The 17,622-nt window shown below is 34.5% G+C and carries 17 protein-coding genes; 7 read left to right on the forward strand and 10 right to left on the reverse strand.

Annotation, left to right across the window (positions count from 1 at the left end):
• The 3 genes from B0A58_RS09055 to rsgA all read right to left on the reverse strand — a co-directional run.
• Window positions 1–1,302 (reverse strand): hypothetical protein (locus B0A58_RS09055; RefSeq protein WP_089080809.1); only part of this gene is annotated, 1,302 nt, incomplete at its 3' end.
• A gap of 659 nt (window positions 1,303–1,961) precedes the next feature.
• Window positions 1,962–2,414, reverse strand: a complete 453-nt coding sequence (gene dtd, locus B0A58_RS09060; protein WP_089080794.1) for a D-aminoacyl-tRNA deacylase — start codon at window positions 2,412–2,414, stop codon at window positions 1,962–1,964.
• Window positions 2,411–3,391: a ribosome small subunit-dependent GTPase A gene (gene rsgA / locus B0A58_RS09065; RefSeq protein ID WP_089080795.1), complete on the reverse strand. Its 981-nt coding sequence runs from the start codon at window positions 3,389–3,391 to the stop codon at window positions 2,411–2,413. The genes dtd and rsgA overlap by 4 nt, the downstream gene beginning before the upstream one ends.
• A gap of 604 nt (window positions 3,392–3,995) precedes the next feature.
• On the opposite strand from rsgA, the gene B0A58_RS09070 reads away from it, so the two are divergent.
• From B0A58_RS09070 to B0A58_RS09085, 3 genes are all read left to right on the forward strand, one after another.
• A complete protein-coding gene (locus B0A58_RS09070; protein ID WP_089080796.1) occupies window positions 3,996–4,373 on the forward strand; it encodes a hypothetical protein in 378 nt (125 codons plus the stop codon).
• On the forward strand, window positions 4,357–4,989 hold the full coding sequence (locus tag B0A58_RS09075) for a hypothetical protein (protein WP_133063109.1): 633 nt from the start codon (window positions 4,357–4,359) through the stop codon (window positions 4,987–4,989). The genes B0A58_RS09070 and B0A58_RS09075 overlap by 17 nt, the downstream gene beginning before the upstream one ends.
• Window positions 4,990–5,292: 303 nt before the next feature.
• Window positions 5,293–6,051 (forward strand): hypothetical protein, encoded by a 759-nt coding sequence (locus B0A58_RS09085; RefSeq protein ID WP_133063110.1) that lies wholly within the window; start codon window positions 5,293–5,295, stop codon window positions 6,049–6,051.
• A 914-nt stretch (window positions 6,052–6,965) separates the two neighbouring features.
• On the opposite strand, the gene B0A58_RS09090 is transcribed toward B0A58_RS09085, so the two are convergent.
• Window positions 6,966–8,048, reverse strand: coding sequence for a bifunctional 3-deoxy-7-phosphoheptulonate synthase/chorismate mutase type II (locus tag B0A58_RS09090; protein ID WP_014085089.1), 1,083 nt, complete (start codon window positions 8,046–8,048; stop codon window positions 6,966–6,968).
• Between the two features lie 70 nt (window positions 8,049–8,118).
• Here B0A58_RS09090 and B0A58_RS09095 point away from each other — a divergent pair, with 70 nt between their 5' ends.
• A complete protein-coding gene (locus B0A58_RS09095) occupies window positions 8,119–8,334 on the forward strand; it encodes a hypothetical protein (protein WP_089080800.1) in 216 nt (71 codons plus the stop codon).
• Window positions 8,335–8,453: 119 nt separating this feature from the next.
• Here the strand turns inward: B0A58_RS09095 and B0A58_RS09100 are convergent, their stop codons facing one another.
• The 4 genes from B0A58_RS09100 to B0A58_RS09115 all read right to left on the reverse strand — a co-directional run bounded on the left by B0A58_RS09100 (window position 8,454) and on the right by B0A58_RS09115 (window position 12,887).
• Window positions 8,454–9,302, reverse strand: coding sequence for a prephenate dehydrogenase (locus tag B0A58_RS09100; RefSeq protein ID WP_089080801.1), 849 nt, complete (start codon window positions 9,300–9,302; stop codon window positions 8,454–8,456).
• Window positions 9,303–9,346: 44 nt separating this feature from the next.
• On the reverse strand, window positions 9,347–10,492 hold the full coding sequence (locus B0A58_RS09105; protein WP_089080802.1) for an aminotransferase class I/II-fold pyridoxal phosphate-dependent enzyme: 1,146 nt from the start codon (window positions 10,490–10,492) through the stop codon (window positions 9,347–9,349).
• Complete coding sequence (locus B0A58_RS09110) at window positions 10,489–11,319, reverse strand: prephenate dehydratase (RefSeq protein WP_014085092.1); 831 nt, start codon at window positions 11,317–11,319, stop codon at window positions 10,489–10,491. The genes B0A58_RS09105 and B0A58_RS09110 overlap by 4 nt, the downstream gene beginning before the upstream one ends.
• Window positions 11,320–11,651: 332 nt before the next feature.
• Entirely contained in the window at window positions 11,652–12,887 is a 1,236-nt protein-coding gene (locus tag B0A58_RS09115; protein WP_014085093.1) for a dicarboxylate/amino acid:cation symporter, read from the reverse strand.
• A gap of 456 nt (window positions 12,888–13,343) precedes the next feature.
• On the opposite strand from B0A58_RS09115, the gene B0A58_RS09125 reads away from it, so the two are divergent.
• Genes B0A58_RS09125 through B0A58_RS09135 form a run of 3 tightly spaced genes read left to right on the forward strand, consistent with a single transcriptional unit; the run spans window position 13,344 to window position 15,710 of the window.
• On the forward strand, window positions 13,344–13,793 hold the full coding sequence (locus B0A58_RS09125) for a LexA family protein (RefSeq protein WP_089080804.1): 450 nt from the start codon (window positions 13,344–13,346) through the stop codon (window positions 13,791–13,793).
• 16 nt (window positions 13,794–13,809) lie between these two features.
• A complete protein-coding gene (locus tag B0A58_RS09130; RefSeq protein WP_089080805.1) occupies window positions 13,810–15,069 on the forward strand; it encodes a Y-family DNA polymerase in 1,260 nt (419 codons plus the stop codon).
• Window positions 15,070–15,071: 2 nt separating this feature from the next.
• On the forward strand, window positions 15,072–15,710 hold the full coding sequence (locus B0A58_RS09135) for an SOS response-associated peptidase (protein ID WP_089080806.1): 639 nt from the start codon (window positions 15,072–15,074) through the stop codon (window positions 15,708–15,710).
• 115 nt (window positions 15,711–15,825) lie between these two features.
• Here the strand turns inward: B0A58_RS09135 and B0A58_RS09140 are convergent, their stop codons facing one another.
• Window positions 15,826–16,887 (reverse strand): DNA polymerase beta superfamily protein, encoded by a 1,062-nt coding sequence (locus tag B0A58_RS09140; RefSeq protein WP_089080807.1) that lies wholly within the window; start codon window positions 16,885–16,887, stop codon window positions 15,826–15,828.
• Between the two features lie 415 nt (window positions 16,888–17,302).
• A partial coding sequence (locus B0A58_RS09150) for a DNA polymerase beta superfamily protein (protein ID WP_207758838.1) occupies window positions 17,303–17,622 on the reverse strand: 320 nt, incomplete at its 5' end.

A 17,622-nucleotide genomic window follows, 5' to 3' on the forward strand; every position in this document is an offset into this window, starting at 1 on the left:
TTCTAAAAGAATTTTATAATTGAACTCATTTTCTGAATTGAATTTCCAATTATTAAGTTCTTTAAATTCTTTCTTTATTAGATTTAATTTTTCTTTGTTATTTTTTGAAATTATGATCAATTTTGTTAGCGATGTTTTTTTCATTTTTTCAATTGAACTTTCTGTAATTTCAGTTTCATAATTTGCACTTGAACGATAACGATATTTTTGATCAATTATTTCAAAATTCTTTTCATCTTCGGAAATTATATATCTGTAAGCCATTATGTTATCAAGTTCATTTATCCAATTAGGAAAATTCTCTTCATATTGTTTGATGTAATTATCAATAAAATTTTTGTCAATTGGTTTTCTTTGAGAGATATACTCATTTACTAATGGATAAATTTGTTTCGCCATTAAATTAATATATTTTCGATTATACCATTCACCTGCATCTATTTTCCCGTCAAGTTTTTCAAATACATAACCATTTCCTAATGAAGTTGCTAAAACTTCGTTCAAAAGTTGGTAGGCATAATTACTTGATTTTGATTTATTTTCATTGAAGTTTTTATCAATTTCAGTTTTTACTTCAAGTGATTGTTCATTATAAATAATGTGAAAAATTTCGTGTAGCATAACACTAAATAAATCTTTATAATCTTTTAAGTTTGTTTGAATTGCACTTATAAAATTGTTGTTGAATGCTTGAGCTGTAAATCCTTGAGAATTTGGTAATGGATAGAATGCGATTTTAAAGGGAATTGAATTATCCCAACTCGAATTATAAAAAACCAAACCAGTTTCAAAATAGTTTTCTATTTTGTTTTCGATAGAATATTTTGAAATATCTAAAATTTGTTGTTCAAACTTTTCTTTATTTGGGTCATAAATTAGTTCGTTATATATTGGTTTGAACTCTGTAATTATTTCAGTTAGTTCGTTCAAAGTTTTGTTTGTAACAATTCCTATTGAACGGAGTTTAAAATCTTTTAGGTTTTCGGTTTCGATTAAGTTTTTTTTTAAAATATCTCTAGTTTGCATAGGAATTTTTGAGCCGTTTGGAAACTCTTCAAATTCATAACTATAATCGATTGACAGTTTATCAAATTTTGTGATTAAGTTTTTATACTTTTCTGTATAGTATATTGATTTGTTAAATTCAGTTTTAAAAACATTTTCAGGATAGTTTTCAGATAAGTTTTGAATAAAAACAAAAACGGCTAATTGTTCTGAATATTTTATTTCAAAAGTTGGTTTTTGGGCAAATGTCAAAGTTGAAATGACACAAAATATAAAAGTTAAAATTCTGTTTTTCATTCTGTTTCGTTTTTTTTGGGTAATATATCGCACAACTAGTTAATATACGCAACTTTACCTATTGCGTTTTTTGTATTGTTGTTCATTTTCAAGTGGTTATGGGTTGCTTTCATATTGCGTCTATTTTTTGTTGCGTCTATTTTTTGTTGCGTTTTTTGAATTTCATATATCTTTTGTAAAATTATAAACAATTTTTTAAACTTGCAACTTTTTTTTTATATTTTTATTTTTTATTTACATTTTTTTTCTAATTAATCTAAATGACTTTCTATTTTGTCCACCACATTGCGGGTTAAATAGGTGTATGATGGTGGTTTTTATATTAGAATATCCTATAAATGCTGTATATAATTCATATTCAGTACCATTTTCTAACAATGGGTAGCAAAACTGTGCCGCTAGGTATGTATGGTGGCTTTTTTTGTTTTGAAAAGGCAAGTGAAAAAGCAAGATGTTTGAAAAAAAACTTTGGTGAATGGAGACTGTCCGTTGGAGGTTGCCCGCATGAGGGATAGAGCAAGGCACCATGTGCTCGTGATAGCCCGACGGCAAAAAAAGGAAGCCCCGCCTGAAGGGTTTGGGGCGTGGGGGCTTGCTTTTTTTTGGCGGCATGCCCTATAAATGAGGGACTCTTGTGTGGGGGTTGTTCAAGGGGTTGGTTATGCCCTGTTTTTGGAGTCTATCACTAGGGTTACGGGGCCGTCGTTGAGCAATTGTACTTTCATATCGGCACCAAAAATGCCTGTTTGTACTGGTTTTCCTAGCACGTGGGCTACTTGAGCCACCATTTGTTCGTATAGCGGCAGGGCAATTTCGGGTTTTGAGGCCTTGATGTAGGACGGGCGATTTCCTTTTTTGGTTAGGGCCTGCAGGGTAAATTGGCTTACAATTATGATGTTGCCCTCAACCTCTTTTACAGAGAGGTTCATCACGTGGTTGTGGTCGTCAAATAGCCGTAGGTGTACTATTTTTTGGGCCAGCCAGTCGATGTCTTCCTGATTGTCTGCGTCTTCTATGCCTACAAGCACGAGCAGTCCTTGTGCTATTTGTGCTACAATTGTTCCATCGACAGTTACAGAAGCCGAGGCAACTCGTTGGATGACTGTTTTCATGATTCTCGGGTTTTATCACTCGCCATTCGGTCTTCTTGATATACGTCTATGCGGTAATGTTCGTCGTCGCCTTCCAGTATTTTCAAATAGCTGTGGTATCTGGACCACGCAATTTCGTCTTGCTCTAGGGCGGCTTTTACGGCACAGTGTGGCTCTTCTTTGTGCAAACAGTTGTGGAACTTGCATTGGTTTTTTAGTCTAAAAAATTCTGGAAAATAGCCACTAATTTCGTCTTTTTCCATATCTACAATGCCAAATCCTTTGATGCCTGGAGTATCTATAATTTTGGCCCCAAAACTCAAATCATACATTTCTGCAAACGTGGTGGTGTGCTGTCCTTGCTTGCTTTGGTCTGATATGTTTTTGGTTTTCAAATGCAACGAGGGCTCTAGGGCATTGACTAACGTAGATTTTCCCACTCCCGAATGTCCCGAAAACATGCTCACCTTGCCCAGCATCAATGCTTTTAAGACTTCTACCCCTTTGCCCTCGGTAGAGGATACCCGCAAACAGCGGTAGCCAATGTTTTGATATACATGTTGCAAATACAGTTGTTCGTCGAGGGTTTGCTCGTTTAGGGTGTCTATTTTGTTAAAAACCAATATGGCCTCTATGTTGTAAGCCTCGGCCGTTACCAAAAACCGATCTATAAAACTTGTAGTCGTTGGCGGATTGCCCATTGTAATTAACAAAAAAACACGGTCGATATTGCTTGCAATAATGTGCAATTGTTTCGATAAATTTACAGATTTTCGTACAATATAATTTTTTCTGTCGTGTATTTTAGCAATGCTTCCCGTGCATACGTCCGATGTATCGTCGTGTTCATAGCTCACCACATCGCCAACGGCAATCGGATTGGTACTTTTTATACCTTTCATCCTAAACTTGCCCTTGATCCTACATTCTATAAACGAGCCGTCTTCGGCCCGAACGGTGTACCAACTTCCAGTAGATTTGTAAACAATACCTGTCATTAATTTTGATTGGTTTTAAATAAAAATGATCTGGCAAAGATAATCAAATATCTTTTTAGGCTCCCTTATTTGCAACACATTTTTAGCCCACAGCAGTACCACTTGCAAACCCAAGCGGCATTTTTTCCGACATATTTTTCAAAAAAAAATGCTGTTAGCCCCTTTCAATCAGTCATCAAAACAACCATTTGGGCATGCCGGCAAAAAAAAGAAAGCCCCCATCAAGCCAACCGTTCAGGCGGGGCTTCCTTTTTTTGCCGTCGGGCTATCACGAGCACATGGTGCCTTGCTCTATCCCTCATGCGGGCAACCTCCAACGGACAGTCTCCATTCACCAAAGTTTTTTTCAAACTTCTTTCTTTTCGTTTTCAATTCTTGCTTCTAACTTCTTGCTTCTAACTTTCATAGTTGTCTCTATAAGTTAGTTTTACGATAATATTTATTCTTGTGGCTTTTTTATAAAAAAGTTGCAAAGTATTATTTTTTTTGTTTGTACTTTTGTGATATGGATATAGAGTGTTAAAAACGCAATAACTTTCGTATATTTACTAGTTAGTGGTCAGTGTAGAAAAACGACACGAACAACAATAAGAACAAAAAAAATATGGGACTATTTGACTTTTTAAAACCAAAAAAGACGGAGTTGGACGACAATCTTACTCAATTACTAAAAACATTTTTCCCAAAAGGAGAAACGGACATTAATGCGGGTACAAATGAATTGCTTTTAATTTTGAACAACTCAATAAACAAGAATGAAGCAAGAAACATATTTGTTAAATCTGTTTCAATGAGTAGAGTTGCTTCAAATTTTGATAAAGAAAGACTTGTTAAGCATTTAGGCGGTTACTGCTTACAGCATTTCAATGAACAGCAACTTGACAAATTTTTCAACTATTTAACTGCTTTGACAGTTGCAATGAAGGTTCACGGGAGTAGCCCAGTAGAAATTAAAAGAGACGGAGATGCTTATGTTTGGTAACACGAGTAAAAGTATATTGACATTTCAGTTAGAAGGTCGATTAAGTTCTTATCTATCAGACATAGATAATTGTGAAAATTTCACTGCGGACAATTTGACCAAATTGAATAAAACAATGAAAATGACTGAATGTATTCATTCTCTGCTTGACCACGCAAGAATAAACTGCTTAAATGACAACAAAGAGTTCATTGAAAACAATGACTTGGTAGTGGATAGAAATTTGGAAAACCAATCACAATACACATTTAATTGGACACAACTAAACAATACGAAAACAATATCTGGTATAGCAGAAATTAAGTTTTTAATTCATAACATTGATAACTTGAAAATATCAAACTTCAAAACCGATAGTATTGAAAACTTAACCAAACTTATTATCAATTATATGACACTAACTTTCGTAAAAGCAGACAATAGAATTGAAAAAAGTTTGCTTATCATTAAGACCAAAAATTTTGATACCAATGATGACAATTTCACTTCGGCACTAAAAGCAGAATTGGAAAGTAATTGTAAATCTTTCCAAACTACACCGACATTTTTGTATTTAAAGCACAAGGACAACGTAGGATTTTATCATAAACATTATAGTAATTATGCAGACAAGTAGAAAACACCGAACCGCTAACAGCCGTTTTGCAAAAGCGGGGGTTTCGTGCTTCTATGAAAGTGAAGTGCTAATTTCAAGCTTTGGGAATCTAATGAAGTTTAGTGCTAAAAATCCCCGCCTTCGCAAAGCGCTGGGACGTCAGTCTGTGAAAAAACCAACTCAAAAAGAGAAAGAATTCGGATACCTGTCGGAGAAAAATTCCATACAGCCAATTCTCAAAGACTCATTTTGAGTTTTTTCACAGTCTGCCGTTGGGCGATATTTTGACCAAAAAAGACGAATAAAAATCTTAAAAAAATTAATATGAAAAATCTAATTAGAATTTTTGCGTTGGTGTTCATATTTGTAAGTTGTTCCAAAACTGAGGACGATACAAATAATCAGTGTACAGGAAACTGTACAATACTAAAAGGTAATTTTGTAACTTTAAATAATGAACCAGTACCAAATGTCAAAGTTTCGATGAAATATATTAAAAGTAATGAACTGGCATTTTACTCTCGAAAATTGGTTGATACAAAATCAGACCAAAATGGAAATTTCAACAGTAATTTTTTCATAAAAGACAATGAAATTGGAAATACAGGAGGTTATTTCGATATTGATATTGACGACTCTAATATCGATGTGAATAAATATATCAGAACTAATAATTTAATAGGTAATACAACAGCTGATATAGGATTTGCAATTTTTTCAATCACAAATAGAGATACAATTATTAACAAAACATTTTACTTTCCAAAAAAAGCTTATATAAAAGTAAATTTAAACAACTTTACACCTTTGCAATCTGACGATTATTTTGAAGTGCAAACATTATATCCATTTGGTCCAAAAATTGGAGTAAATACTTTCCTAAATTCAAAATATTCAACAGGTTTTAGTGGATATGGAAATTGGAGAGCAATTAACAATAATAATTTACTAAATGTATTCGTAGCCGAAGGAGAAAACAACGTAATAAGAATTTTTAGAAGAAAAAATGGTGTAAACACAAGTGAAGATATTCCGATATTCATTCCTCAAAATAATACAATAGAATTGACATATGACTTCTAAAAAAACATCTGCCAAAAGCTAGCCTTTCGTTGCACCCGCTAGACGAGCAATGAATTGTAATCAACGAATACCTATAAAAAAAAATACATGAGTTAAACCTATTACATGCAAACCCCTTATGGGTTTTTCGAAAAGTTTTTGTTAGGATTATAAGAGGATTTGGTTCCTCTTTTTTATATCTATTTATTTACACCTACAAGGTTTTGGAAACCTTGCAGGTGAGAAAACGTAATTCGCCACTCCCACACAAATCCCTTCGCATGCTTATCAGAAACTCCTTGAATATGTTGCATGGTTAAATGTCAAAAAAAAAAAACACTATTTTATTTTATTATTTTTGAAAAATATTTAACGGCAGTTTTTTCACAGACTGACGTTGGGGGCATGCTTCCGAACACCCTTCTTATGCTAAAACTTAATGTAATAGAGATAACACAATGGGACAAAGAAGTTACTTATATCTAATACCAAATATACATATAAAATAGTCCAATCTATTGGTTCTTTTTTGCTAAAATTATTAAAAAAAAATAGTTCCGTAGCCCAGCTATGCAANNACTATTTTATAAATATGTTTGGTATAACTTTTCTAATTGTATTAACTGGAATTTTAAATATCGGATTTTATTATGTTTGTATTTGGACAATTATAGTTGAAATTAAAGCATATAAAAGGCAGATTGCATAAAAGCCAACCTCAATACGTCGGGGGTATTGTTGGGTTTCAAGCACCAACACCCGAGCGCTAACAAATAGAGGACTTCTATAAAAAAAACCTTTGTCAAAGTCTGAGCTTTGACAAAGGTTATGTGTTTTGATAAACTGTTTGACATTGATTTTTAGTGGGTGTACATGAAACTCATGTGATGTATATCCATAAAAAAACCGTAGCCCTTTCATGCTGTTTGATAAAATTAAGCATTTAGTATTTTTTCTTGATGCGAAATACTTTCTTGGTGAATGGCTTTAAACATTTTTAAGATAAATTCTTCGCTTAGGCCTTTTTGCTCGCCTTCGAGTATCATTTTGCCTAAAATTTCGTTCCAACGGTTGTTTTGCAACACAGCCACGTTGGCATCTTTTTTTACCTGACCAATTTCGTCGGCTACTTTCATTCTTTTGCCCAATAAGTCCAATAAATTAGCGTCCAAAACATCAATATTGGCTCTCAATTTTGTCATTTTTTGAGTAAATTCGTCAGAATCACCACTTTGTTTTCTTACTTTCAAATCCTTAAAAATTTGTTTCAAAGCAGCCGGTGTTACTTGTTGTGCCGCATCGCTCCAAGCATTATCTGGATCGATGTGGGTTTCAATAATCATTCCGTCATAATTCAAATCCAAGGCTTCTTGCGTTACTTCTAAAATCATATTGCGGTTTCCGGTAATGTGCGACGGATCGATAATCAAAGGCAAATCAGGGAATTTATTTTGCAATTCGATAGCAATTTGCCATTCTGGAATATTTCTGTATTTGGTTTTTTCATAGGTAGAAAAACCTCTATGAATAACGCCTAATTTTTTGATGCCTGCATTGTACAAACGCTCTACACCACCAAGCCACAAAGCCATGTCTGGATTGACAGGGTTTTTTATCAAAACAATTTTGTCTGTATCTTTGAGGGTGTCGGCAATTTCCTGAACCGCAAATGGGTTTGCAGTGGTTCTTGCACCCACCCACAAAACGTCGATGTCGTTTTCTAAAGCCAGCTTACAATGGGCTGCCGTTGCTACTTCTGTTCCCATCAACAATCCGGTTTCGGCTTTGGCTTTTTTTAGCCATTTCAAACCAATTTCGCCAACGCCTTCAAAACCTCCCGGACGTGTTCGGGGTTTCCAAATTCCTGCTCTAAATACACTTACGTCTGAATCTTTCAATTCGTGTGCAATTTTCAAAACTTGCTCTTCTGTTTCGGCACTACAAGGCCCCGCAATTACCAATGGGTGAGACAATTTGAAGTCGTCTAACCAAGCTCTCATTTCTTTTTTGTTTTCCATTTTTTTGTGTGTTTAATTGATTCTTTTTTAACTTTTGTTTGTTTCAGGTTTCAAGTTCGGTTCTTTTTATATGATGCACTCGTTATCTTGTATTGGAAACACGCTATTGAAACCGCATGTTGCGTTAGGCATAGTAGTGGAAATCCTTTTTGAAAGCCCCCAGCCCCCAAAAGGGGTGTTGTATTGCACGAATATAGTTTCTGAATGTGGTAATCAAAAAAGATTACAACGGATAGCCCAACCCTTGGGCAACGCCCAAAAAGTAATGGTGTTGTTTAGAATGTAGCGTTTATTTGATCATTATTGCTCATTCAAAACTTTACTTCAAACTTCTATTCTCTAACTTATTTCTAATTTCTAACCTCTAATTTCTAACCTCTAATTTCTAACTCCTACCCTCTAATTTCATTCTTTTTTACTTAAAATTTCTTTAATTCTATTGGTATTTTTCATTTCGTTGAAAATGGCTTCATAGTCGTCATGAATTAATAGTTCCTTAAAATGCGACAAATTATTGATATATTCTGAAAGGCATTTGACGACTTGTTTTTTGTTTTGACTAAAAATGGGTGTCCACATGGCAGGCGAACTTTTGGCCAATCGTACGGTGCTTTCAAATCCGCTACCGGCCATATCAAAAATGTCTTGTTCGTCTTTTTCTTTGTCTATTACCGTTTTGCCAAGCATGAACGAACTGATGTGCGACAAATGCGATACATAAGCTATGTGTTTGTCGTGCGATTTGGCATTCATATAACGGATTCTCATGCCCAATTTTTGAAATAAATCCAAAGCTTTTTCTTGCAATTTGAATGTGGTTTTTTCTACCTCACAAATAATATTTGTTTTGCCTCTAAAAAGGCCCGTTATGGCCGCTTTTGGTCCCGAAAATTCTGTTCCGGCAATAGGGTGAGTTGCCATAAAGTGTCGCCTTTTTGGGTGGTTTTCCAGCAATTCGCAAATGGGCAATTTGGTAGATCCTACATCAAAAACCAAGGTTTCGTCTCCTATTTTTTCTAAAATTTCGGGCAGCAGTTTCAAGGCTGCATCAACGGGAACGGCCACTATCACAAAATCTGCTTGATGCAAATCGGTTAAAGTAGCTTTTTGGTCTATGATGCCTAAATGCAAGGCCTCGTCCAAGTGAGCCTCGTTAGCATCTATCCCAAAAATTTGAGTGTTCAAAACGGTTTGTTTGAGGTCCAATACCATGGAACCGCCAATCAAACCAATGCCAATTACAAATATTTTCATTTAAAAATTTATTTTTTGTACAAATATTTATTTACAATAATATATTACAATCTGTCTATAGCTTCCTGAATTAGGGCCTCTGAAACACACAACGAAAATCGGATGTAGCCAGCTCCATTGCTACCAAAAATACTGCCTGGAGTAATAAAAATGTGTGCTTTTTTTAAAATATCATCTACAAAATTTTCGCCAGATGTTATGCCTTTTGGGAGCTTTGCCCATACAAAGAGTCCAACGGCCTTTGACTCTACTTCGCAACCTAATTTTTTGGCTAGCTGAAAAGTCAAATTTCGTCGTTTTTCGTATATTTTATTTTGATCTTCAAACCATGATTTGTCGAGCTTCAAAGCTTCAATAGCCCCTTTTTGAATGCCATAAAACATGCCGCTATCCATATTGCTTTTTACTTTTAGTACAGCGTCTATATAATCAGCACGTCCAGAAATCATGCCTACTCGCCAGCCTGCCATGTTGTATGTTTTGGACAACGAATTGAGTTCTAAGGCTACCTCTTTTGCTCCTTCTACTTGCAAAATTGACATCGGATTTTGGTTCAAAACAAAACTGTAAGGATTGTCATTGACAAGCAAAATGTTGTGTTTTTTGGCAAAGGCTACCAATTTTTCAAACAAAGCCAAGCTGCCTGTTGCCCCCGTAGGCATGTGTGGATAGCCGACCCACATGAGTTTTACTTTTGACAAATCCAAAGCTTCTAGTGCTTCAAAATCGGGTTCCCATTGTTGAGCAGCTTTCAAATCATAATACACGGTTTCGGCCTGAACCAAGTGGCTAACCGAGGTATAAGTAGGGTATCCTGGATTGGGTACTAAAACCTGATCGCCTTGATTTAAAAAAGCCAACGACAGGTGCATAATGCCTTCTTTTGACCCCATTAAGGGCAAAATTTCGGTATTAGGATTCAAGTTTACCTTAAAATGTTTTTGATAAAAATCGGCCATGCCTTGTCTGAGTTCAGGCAAACCTTGATAGCTTTGATACTGATGGGCATTGGGCTCTAAAACGGCCTCCTGAATGGCTTTTATAACCGCATTTGAAGGGGCCAAATCTGGGCTTCCAATTCCCATGTTGATCACTTTTTTGCCTTCGCTAATCATTTGTCTTACCTCTCTTAGCTTGCTCGAAAAGTAATATTCTTCTACAGTTTGAAGTCTTTTTGCTGTTGTAATCATTTGATTTTGTTGTTTTTAAATTCGCCCAATACTTTAAAATAAGATGCCATAATGGCTACCAACGATTTGGCTTTTGCATAATCCTGATAGGTTTCAAAGGTAACATCTACAAAAAAAGCATACTTCCAGGGGGTTTCTATTTTGGGCAACGATTGTATTTTGGTTAAATTCAATTTGCAATCGCTCATCACGTTCAATACGGCCGCCAAACTGCCTCTTTTGTGGTCCAGTTCAAATTTTACAGAGGCCTTATTGGTTGTTTTTTCGTCTATTGCAAAAGTTTTTTTGGAAATAATCACAAACCGGGTCATGTTGTTATTAATGGTTTGAATTTCAGGAGCTATAATATCCAAATTATACATTTCTGACGCTACTTTGCTGGCAATGGCTGCAATGCCTTTGAGCTGGTTTTGTTGTATCCGTCGGGCGGTTTCGGCTGTGTCTTTGTCTTCAACAAGCTTGATGTGTGGGTGCTTTTTCAAAAATTCCATACATTGCAAGAGGGCCATTGGGTGCGAATGTACTTCTTGAATATCGGATATTTGCTGTCCTGACAAAGCCATCAAGTTTTGTTGAATTTCCAAATAATATTCGCCAATTATTTGAAAATCATTTTTATCAATCAAAGCATAATTGGGAATTATCGAACCCGCAATAGAATTTTCTAAGGCCATAACGGCCAAATCCGAACGGCCTTCGAGTAGGCTGTCCGACAATTCTTCAAACGACAAACATTCGTCTATTTCGATATTGTTGCCAAAATATTCTAAAGCCACCTGATGATGAAAAGCCCCTTTGATGCCTTGAATGGCAATTTTTTTAATCATTATTTCTACTTGTTTATTCTGGTATTGTATTTTTCTTAATTTATTTTTCTAATATTTTGAATATCAAAAAAATAAGTCTGTTTTTTTAACAATTTAAAAGCTACATTTTTTTCCATAAAAAAATCCTGATTTGCATCAGGATTGTATATTATGTTTGAATTAATAATTTCTCAAATAACCATATAACAATCCCGTCCTTCTATAAAGAAGAAATAAAATGAATTGCTAAAATAAAATCGGTTACTTAACACGCTTTTTAATGTTGTTTGTTATTTCGGCTAAATTACTGCATTTTTTGATATAAAAAAATTATTTAACGATTATTTGTGAAATTATTTTTCAACAAGCCATTTCTTACCTTCTGATATTCGGGTAACCAGCAACGAGCTGATCAAATCTCCATTGGCATTGAGCAGCGTAGCCATAGGATCTACAAGTGTGCCAACAATCATGGCCGCTGGCAGGGCTTGCTCCATTGGAAAACCATATACTGTAATGGCCAAAACCTCGCCAATATAGCCTCCATTTGGAATACCTCCTTCTACAACAGATACGATTATGGTAATGCCTAATGCTAATATTATAGTGTTCAAACTCGTAAAATCTTTTCCAAAAATAGCAAACATTACCGCAATTTTTACAATCGACGACATGGCAGATCCATCTTTGTGTAGTGGTGCTCCAAGGGGAATAACCACGTGGCTAATATAACCCGGTACTTTCATTTTTTCGGCACCAGCCAAGTTTGCTGGGATTGTGGCAATGCTACTACATGTGCCAAGGGCCGTCAAAGACGGAGTAATATTGTGTTTCCAAAACAACGACACCCCTTTTTTGCCGCCTGCTACAAAGGCATAAAACGAATAAAAAACCACAAAATAAAAAGCACAAACTGCATAATAAAGTCCCAATGGTTTAGCATAAGCCCCAAACAGTTGAGGCCCAAAAATACCTACTTGATTAGCAAAATAGGCCCCAAGACCAACGGGAGCCAGTTTCATAATCAAGTGCAACAACTGCTTCATTACTTCGTTGCCCGAATGTAAAAACCGCTTAAAATCGTTGCCTTTGTCGCCCGACTGGAGCGTGGCAAAACCTATTAAGAACGAAAAAATAATCAGGGCCAACATGCTTTTTCTGGACAACAATTCAAAAAAATCGGTTGCCGTTAGCAGCTGTGTTATCTGAGTGCCAACCCCCACACTTGCCACACTTTCTGAAGGTAAAGTGGACACAACAAAACTTTGTTGTATCGGAAAAATCAAAACCCCCACAGTCATCAAAACACTAGAAATGATAATAGTAGCCAAAAAAACCAGCAAAATCACCAAAAAAAGTCTTCCTAATTTCTCTGTTTTTTCTAAACTTGCAATCGACGAGGCAATCGTAAAAAAAATAAGCGGAATAATGGCCGTAAACAACAAATTCAAAAAAATATCGCCAAGTGGCTTAAAAATCACAACTTCCTTGCCCATCAAAAGCCCCAAAACGCTACCCACCACAATGCCTCCAAGCAACAGTAAAATGCTCCTGTAATTGTCTATAAAACTATTTTTTTGATTTTCCATACGTTTTATTTTTTTTGAAGTAAAAGTAAACAAGAAGATTGATTTTTGATCTGAAAAAATAAAAAAATGTTTGTTGAAAAGCTTACGCTGAATTTTCCTACACATTTAACATCAACAGCGTCAATCTTTTATTTTTTTTGACAGTTAATTTATTAAGTACATTTTTTAATAAAAACAGCTTTATTGTTCATTTTTATATCATTTTTTCTTGTGTAACATAATTTAAAAAAGAGAAAAAAAGAACTTAAATCAGGCAGATGGCCGGGCTTGTACTAACCTCAAACGGGCTATTTTCATTCCATAAATGACGATTCTTTTTCATTAATTAATCCTTTGGGATTGGTATTAAAAAAAATTGAATTACCTTTGAACAAAAAACCTACTGCCTTGGTTGGTTGTTTTTTATAAAAAACAAACGAATAAAATTTTAATATTTGTAAATATTTTAAGTAAAAAATGAAATTAAGAAGTTTACATAGTACCAAAATATTTGAATTTTTTGCTCCAGATTATGCAACAACTCTGGAACTCCCTTTTGTAGATGTTGGAATCAGTGCGGGTTTTCCCTCTCCAGCAGATGATTTTATTGAATTGACTATTGATTTGAATAAACATCTTATCAAACACAAAGACAGTACTTTTTTCGCTAAAGTCAAAGGTCATTCCATGAAAGATGCGGGCATCTTTGATGGGGATTTATTAGTAATCGATAAGAGTCTAATTCCTCAAGATGGCAAAATAGCCATTTGTCAAATAGATGGAGAATTTACAGTAAAAAGAATTAAAATCGAAAAAGATGTCGTTTGGTTAATAGCCGAAAATGAAGAATACAAACCCATAAAAGTTACTCAAGAAAATGAGTTAATGATATGGGGAATTGTAATTCATAGTATAAAATCTTTCTAACTAAACACTTAAAAAAATGTTCGCTTTAGTAGATTGCAATAACTTTTATGCCTCTTGTCAAAGGGTTTTTGAACCACATTTAATAGGGAAACCAGTAGTAATACTTTCCAATAATGATGGTTGCGTTATTGCACGTTCAAACGAAGCCAAAGCCTTAGGCATTCCAATGGGCGCACCAGCGTTTGAGTATAAGAAACTATTTGAAGAGCATCATGTATTTGTCTATTCGTCTAATTATGCTTTGTATGGCGATATGAGCAGCAGGGTAATGAATACCCTTTCGACTTTTTCACCCGAAATAGAAGTTTATAGTATTGATGAAGCTTTCTTAAAATTAGAAGGTTTTGAATATTTCGACTTGGATGAATATGGTTTAAAAATTCAAAAAACAGTTACCAAAAACACAGGTATTCCAATAAGTATTGGATTTGCACCAACCAAAGCGCTCGCCAAAGTTGCCAATAAAATCGCTAAAAAGTTTCCCGAAAGAACCAAAAATGTGTATGTAATTGATACCGACGAAAAGAGAATAAAGGCGCTTAAATGGACTAAAATAGAAGATGTTTGGGGCATTGGCAGAAAATATGCAAAACGCTTGCAAGCCAAAAATATAAGGAATGCGTATCAATTTACAGAACTTACCGATGATTGGGTGCGTAAAGAAATGGCGGTTGTTGGTTTGCGATTAAAACATGAACTGGAAGGAAAACCAACTTTGGATTTAGAAAGTCCAAAAAGCAAAAAAATGATTTCGACAACAAGATCATTTGAAAAATCTTTAACCAAGTTTGAAGATATATCAGAAAGAGTTTCAACCTTTACTGCTTCTTGTTCCGAAAAATTGAGACGACAAAACAGCCATTGTAATATGATTATGGTTTTTGTACTTACCAATTATCACAGACAAGACCAGCCGCAATATTCCCGCAATATCGTAATCAATACAGATTTTCCAACTAACTCAACCATTGAGTTAAATAAGTATGCTCAAATAGGGCTTAAAGCCATATTTAAAGAAGGCTATTATTATAAAAAAGCCGGTGTTATTGTTATGGGTTTGACCCCGAACGACCAAACCCAATTATCATTATTTAATACATCGAACCCAAAGCATCAGCCCTTAATGTCGGTTGTTGACCGATTGAATAAAAGCTACGGCAAAAACAAAATTAAGTTTGGGAATCAATCACTGGGCAGACAATGGAAAATGAAACAAGAGAAATTATCAAATTCGTTTACCACACGAATTGATGAGATAATCACGATAAAAATTTAACTATGTGTTTCCATTCCAAACAAACTAAATCAGCACAGGAAGTAGAAAACAGATTTAAAGCCAAAATTGAAAATGCTTCTTTGTTTCAGCTTCAGGAATCCTGTAACGGATTTGATTTTGGATTAAATCCAATAATTACAGACGATAAACCTGCTGTAATACAGCATTTTAATTGGGGTTTGATTCCGTCATGGTCAAAAGACGAGGACATAAAAAAATTAACTTTAAATGCCCGTATCGAATCCGTTGAAGAAAAACCATCTTTTAAAAGTTCCATAAATAAAAGATGTTTGGTAATTGCTAATGGTTTCTACGAATGGCAATGGCTTGACAGCAAAGGAAAGAACAAAATCAAGTATGAAATAGGCATCGGGAATGATGATTTATTTGCTTTTGCTGGGTTGTATTCACAGAGGGTTAATAGCCTTACTGGAGAAGTTAAAAACACTTATACAATTGTAACGACCCAAGCCAATGATTTAATGGCAGAAATTCATAATACTAAAAAGAGAATGCCTATCATTCTCAAACCCGAAGATGAAGATAATTGGTTACATCATGCACCAATAACGGATTTTGCATTTCCCTATCAAGTCCCATTAATCGCTCAAAAAAAAGGAACTCATCTGAGCTTGTTTTAATACCAAACCAACAATTCGTTATTTTTTGAAAAAATCCAAGGCAATAACAACTTCTTTTTTGAAAAAATCCAAATCGGAAATTTTTTTTTATTGAATGGGTTAATTTAGTACGGTTCTATTCTTGATACAAAATTTTTCGCATTTCGATTAAATTTTCGATGCTTTTCTTTGCATTGGGTTCGTCGATAAGTGTGCTTGTTGCATAGCTTTCCTCTATTTTTTCAATCAAAGATTCCGCTTGCTGCATCAAAGAGTCATAATCCAATTTTCCTGCTTTGATGGCTAACAACTCTTCTCTATTGGTTACCCTTATTTGAAGCGAATTGGTTGATAATATCTGATAGGCCGATTGTAACAAACGCATGGTGTGCATCATGTTTTTGCTGTCATAATTTTTGCCATGCTGCTCGTTTGTTTCATACCGTTGTTGGTTGCGTTTGTTTACCCAATCCCAATATTCGGCATATTGTTTACAATAAACCGAGTAGCCATCTGCATGGCAATATAAAAAGGCCATTTCTTTTTCCCCTTTCGGAATTGACGAAAGAGCTACTTCATTGGAAAGTTCGGATTTAATAATTCCTTTATAACCTTTACTTTTGGTCTCATCATAATAAAGCGCATAAACCCCTTTGACATGTGGAATATTGACCAAACCGCAATTGGCTTGATCCATAGAATTTGATGCCATCCAAGCGGGCAAGCTAATGCTATTATTTCCGTCAATTATATAACAAAAATCCAATACACTTTTACGTTCTTTCTCCATTGGATTTACAATTTTTTTATGGAGTCCTCTGGCTTTTTTTATTTGTGTATAAGCATAGCCAGCAAACGAATCTTTGCATAATTTGGACAAAAAATCCTGTAGCTGTAATCGTTCCATGATTGGATGTTTGTATAAAATGCAGTCGTCTGGAGTGGCTAAAATTTCTAAAATATTGGGATTATTTTTGATTAAAAGTTCAACAAATCGACCTAATTCATAATACACCTCATCATTGGTTTCGTTACTTATTTGCGGAATATAATTCAATCCGAAAAAACAGTTTTTGGGCAAATAAAATACGCCTTTTATATCCGTATCAGAAGTTGGGGTGTCTAATCCAAAAGATTTGCTTCCTGAAATTACTTCAAAGAGGATAAGATTCTGGTTTTTAAGGTCTTGGATGGTCATGTTGTTTTGTTATAATTAAATTTAAAACTAAAGTGAATAATTCCGACATAATACAATTGATTTATTTGTTTAACTTTCAAATCAATGAAAAAGGACTTTTGTCTACATCGTATTTCTATTTTATTATATTTATTTTCAAATTTATATGTGTTTGAATATAAAGTAATTATATCTTTTTTTGAAAAAATCCAAACCAATAAGTGGATCATTTTTGAAAAAATCCAAACCAATAATTCGTTAATTTTTGAAAAAATCCAAACCAATAATTGCTTCTTTTTTGAAAAAATCCAAACCAATAATTGCTTCTTTTTTGAAAAAATCCAAACCAATAATTCATTAATTTTTGAAAAAATCCAAAGCAATAAGTGGTTGTTTTTTGAAAAAATCCAAATCAATACTTTTTTATATATAGAAATTAGCGTATTAATTCAAAGAAAAAAGCATCAATTTCTGCACCCATTTTCTTTCCGCTTTTCAATCCGACCGCATGTTCTTGATTGAACAACATGGTTTGCCCTAAAAAATCGGTTATCTCTTGTTCTTTGGGATGTAAATATTTTTCATTTTGCTTTTTTTTAACTTCCATTAAAAACGCCACTTTTTCTTGAATATTTGGAGGTGCAATTGGCAACAATGCTTCAAAAGCAACTGGCGGAATACTCTTGTTTTCAATAATCCACTTTCCAGCCAAAGCCGTCCGAAGGGCATAAAAATAATTTTTCGAGTTACTTACTT

The organism is Flavobacterium branchiophilum NBRC 15030 = ATCC 35035 (assembly GCF_002217205.1).
In the GTDB taxonomy this organism is placed as follows: Bacteria; Bacteroidota; Bacteroidia; order Flavobacteriales; family Flavobacteriaceae; genus Flavobacterium; species Flavobacterium branchiophilum.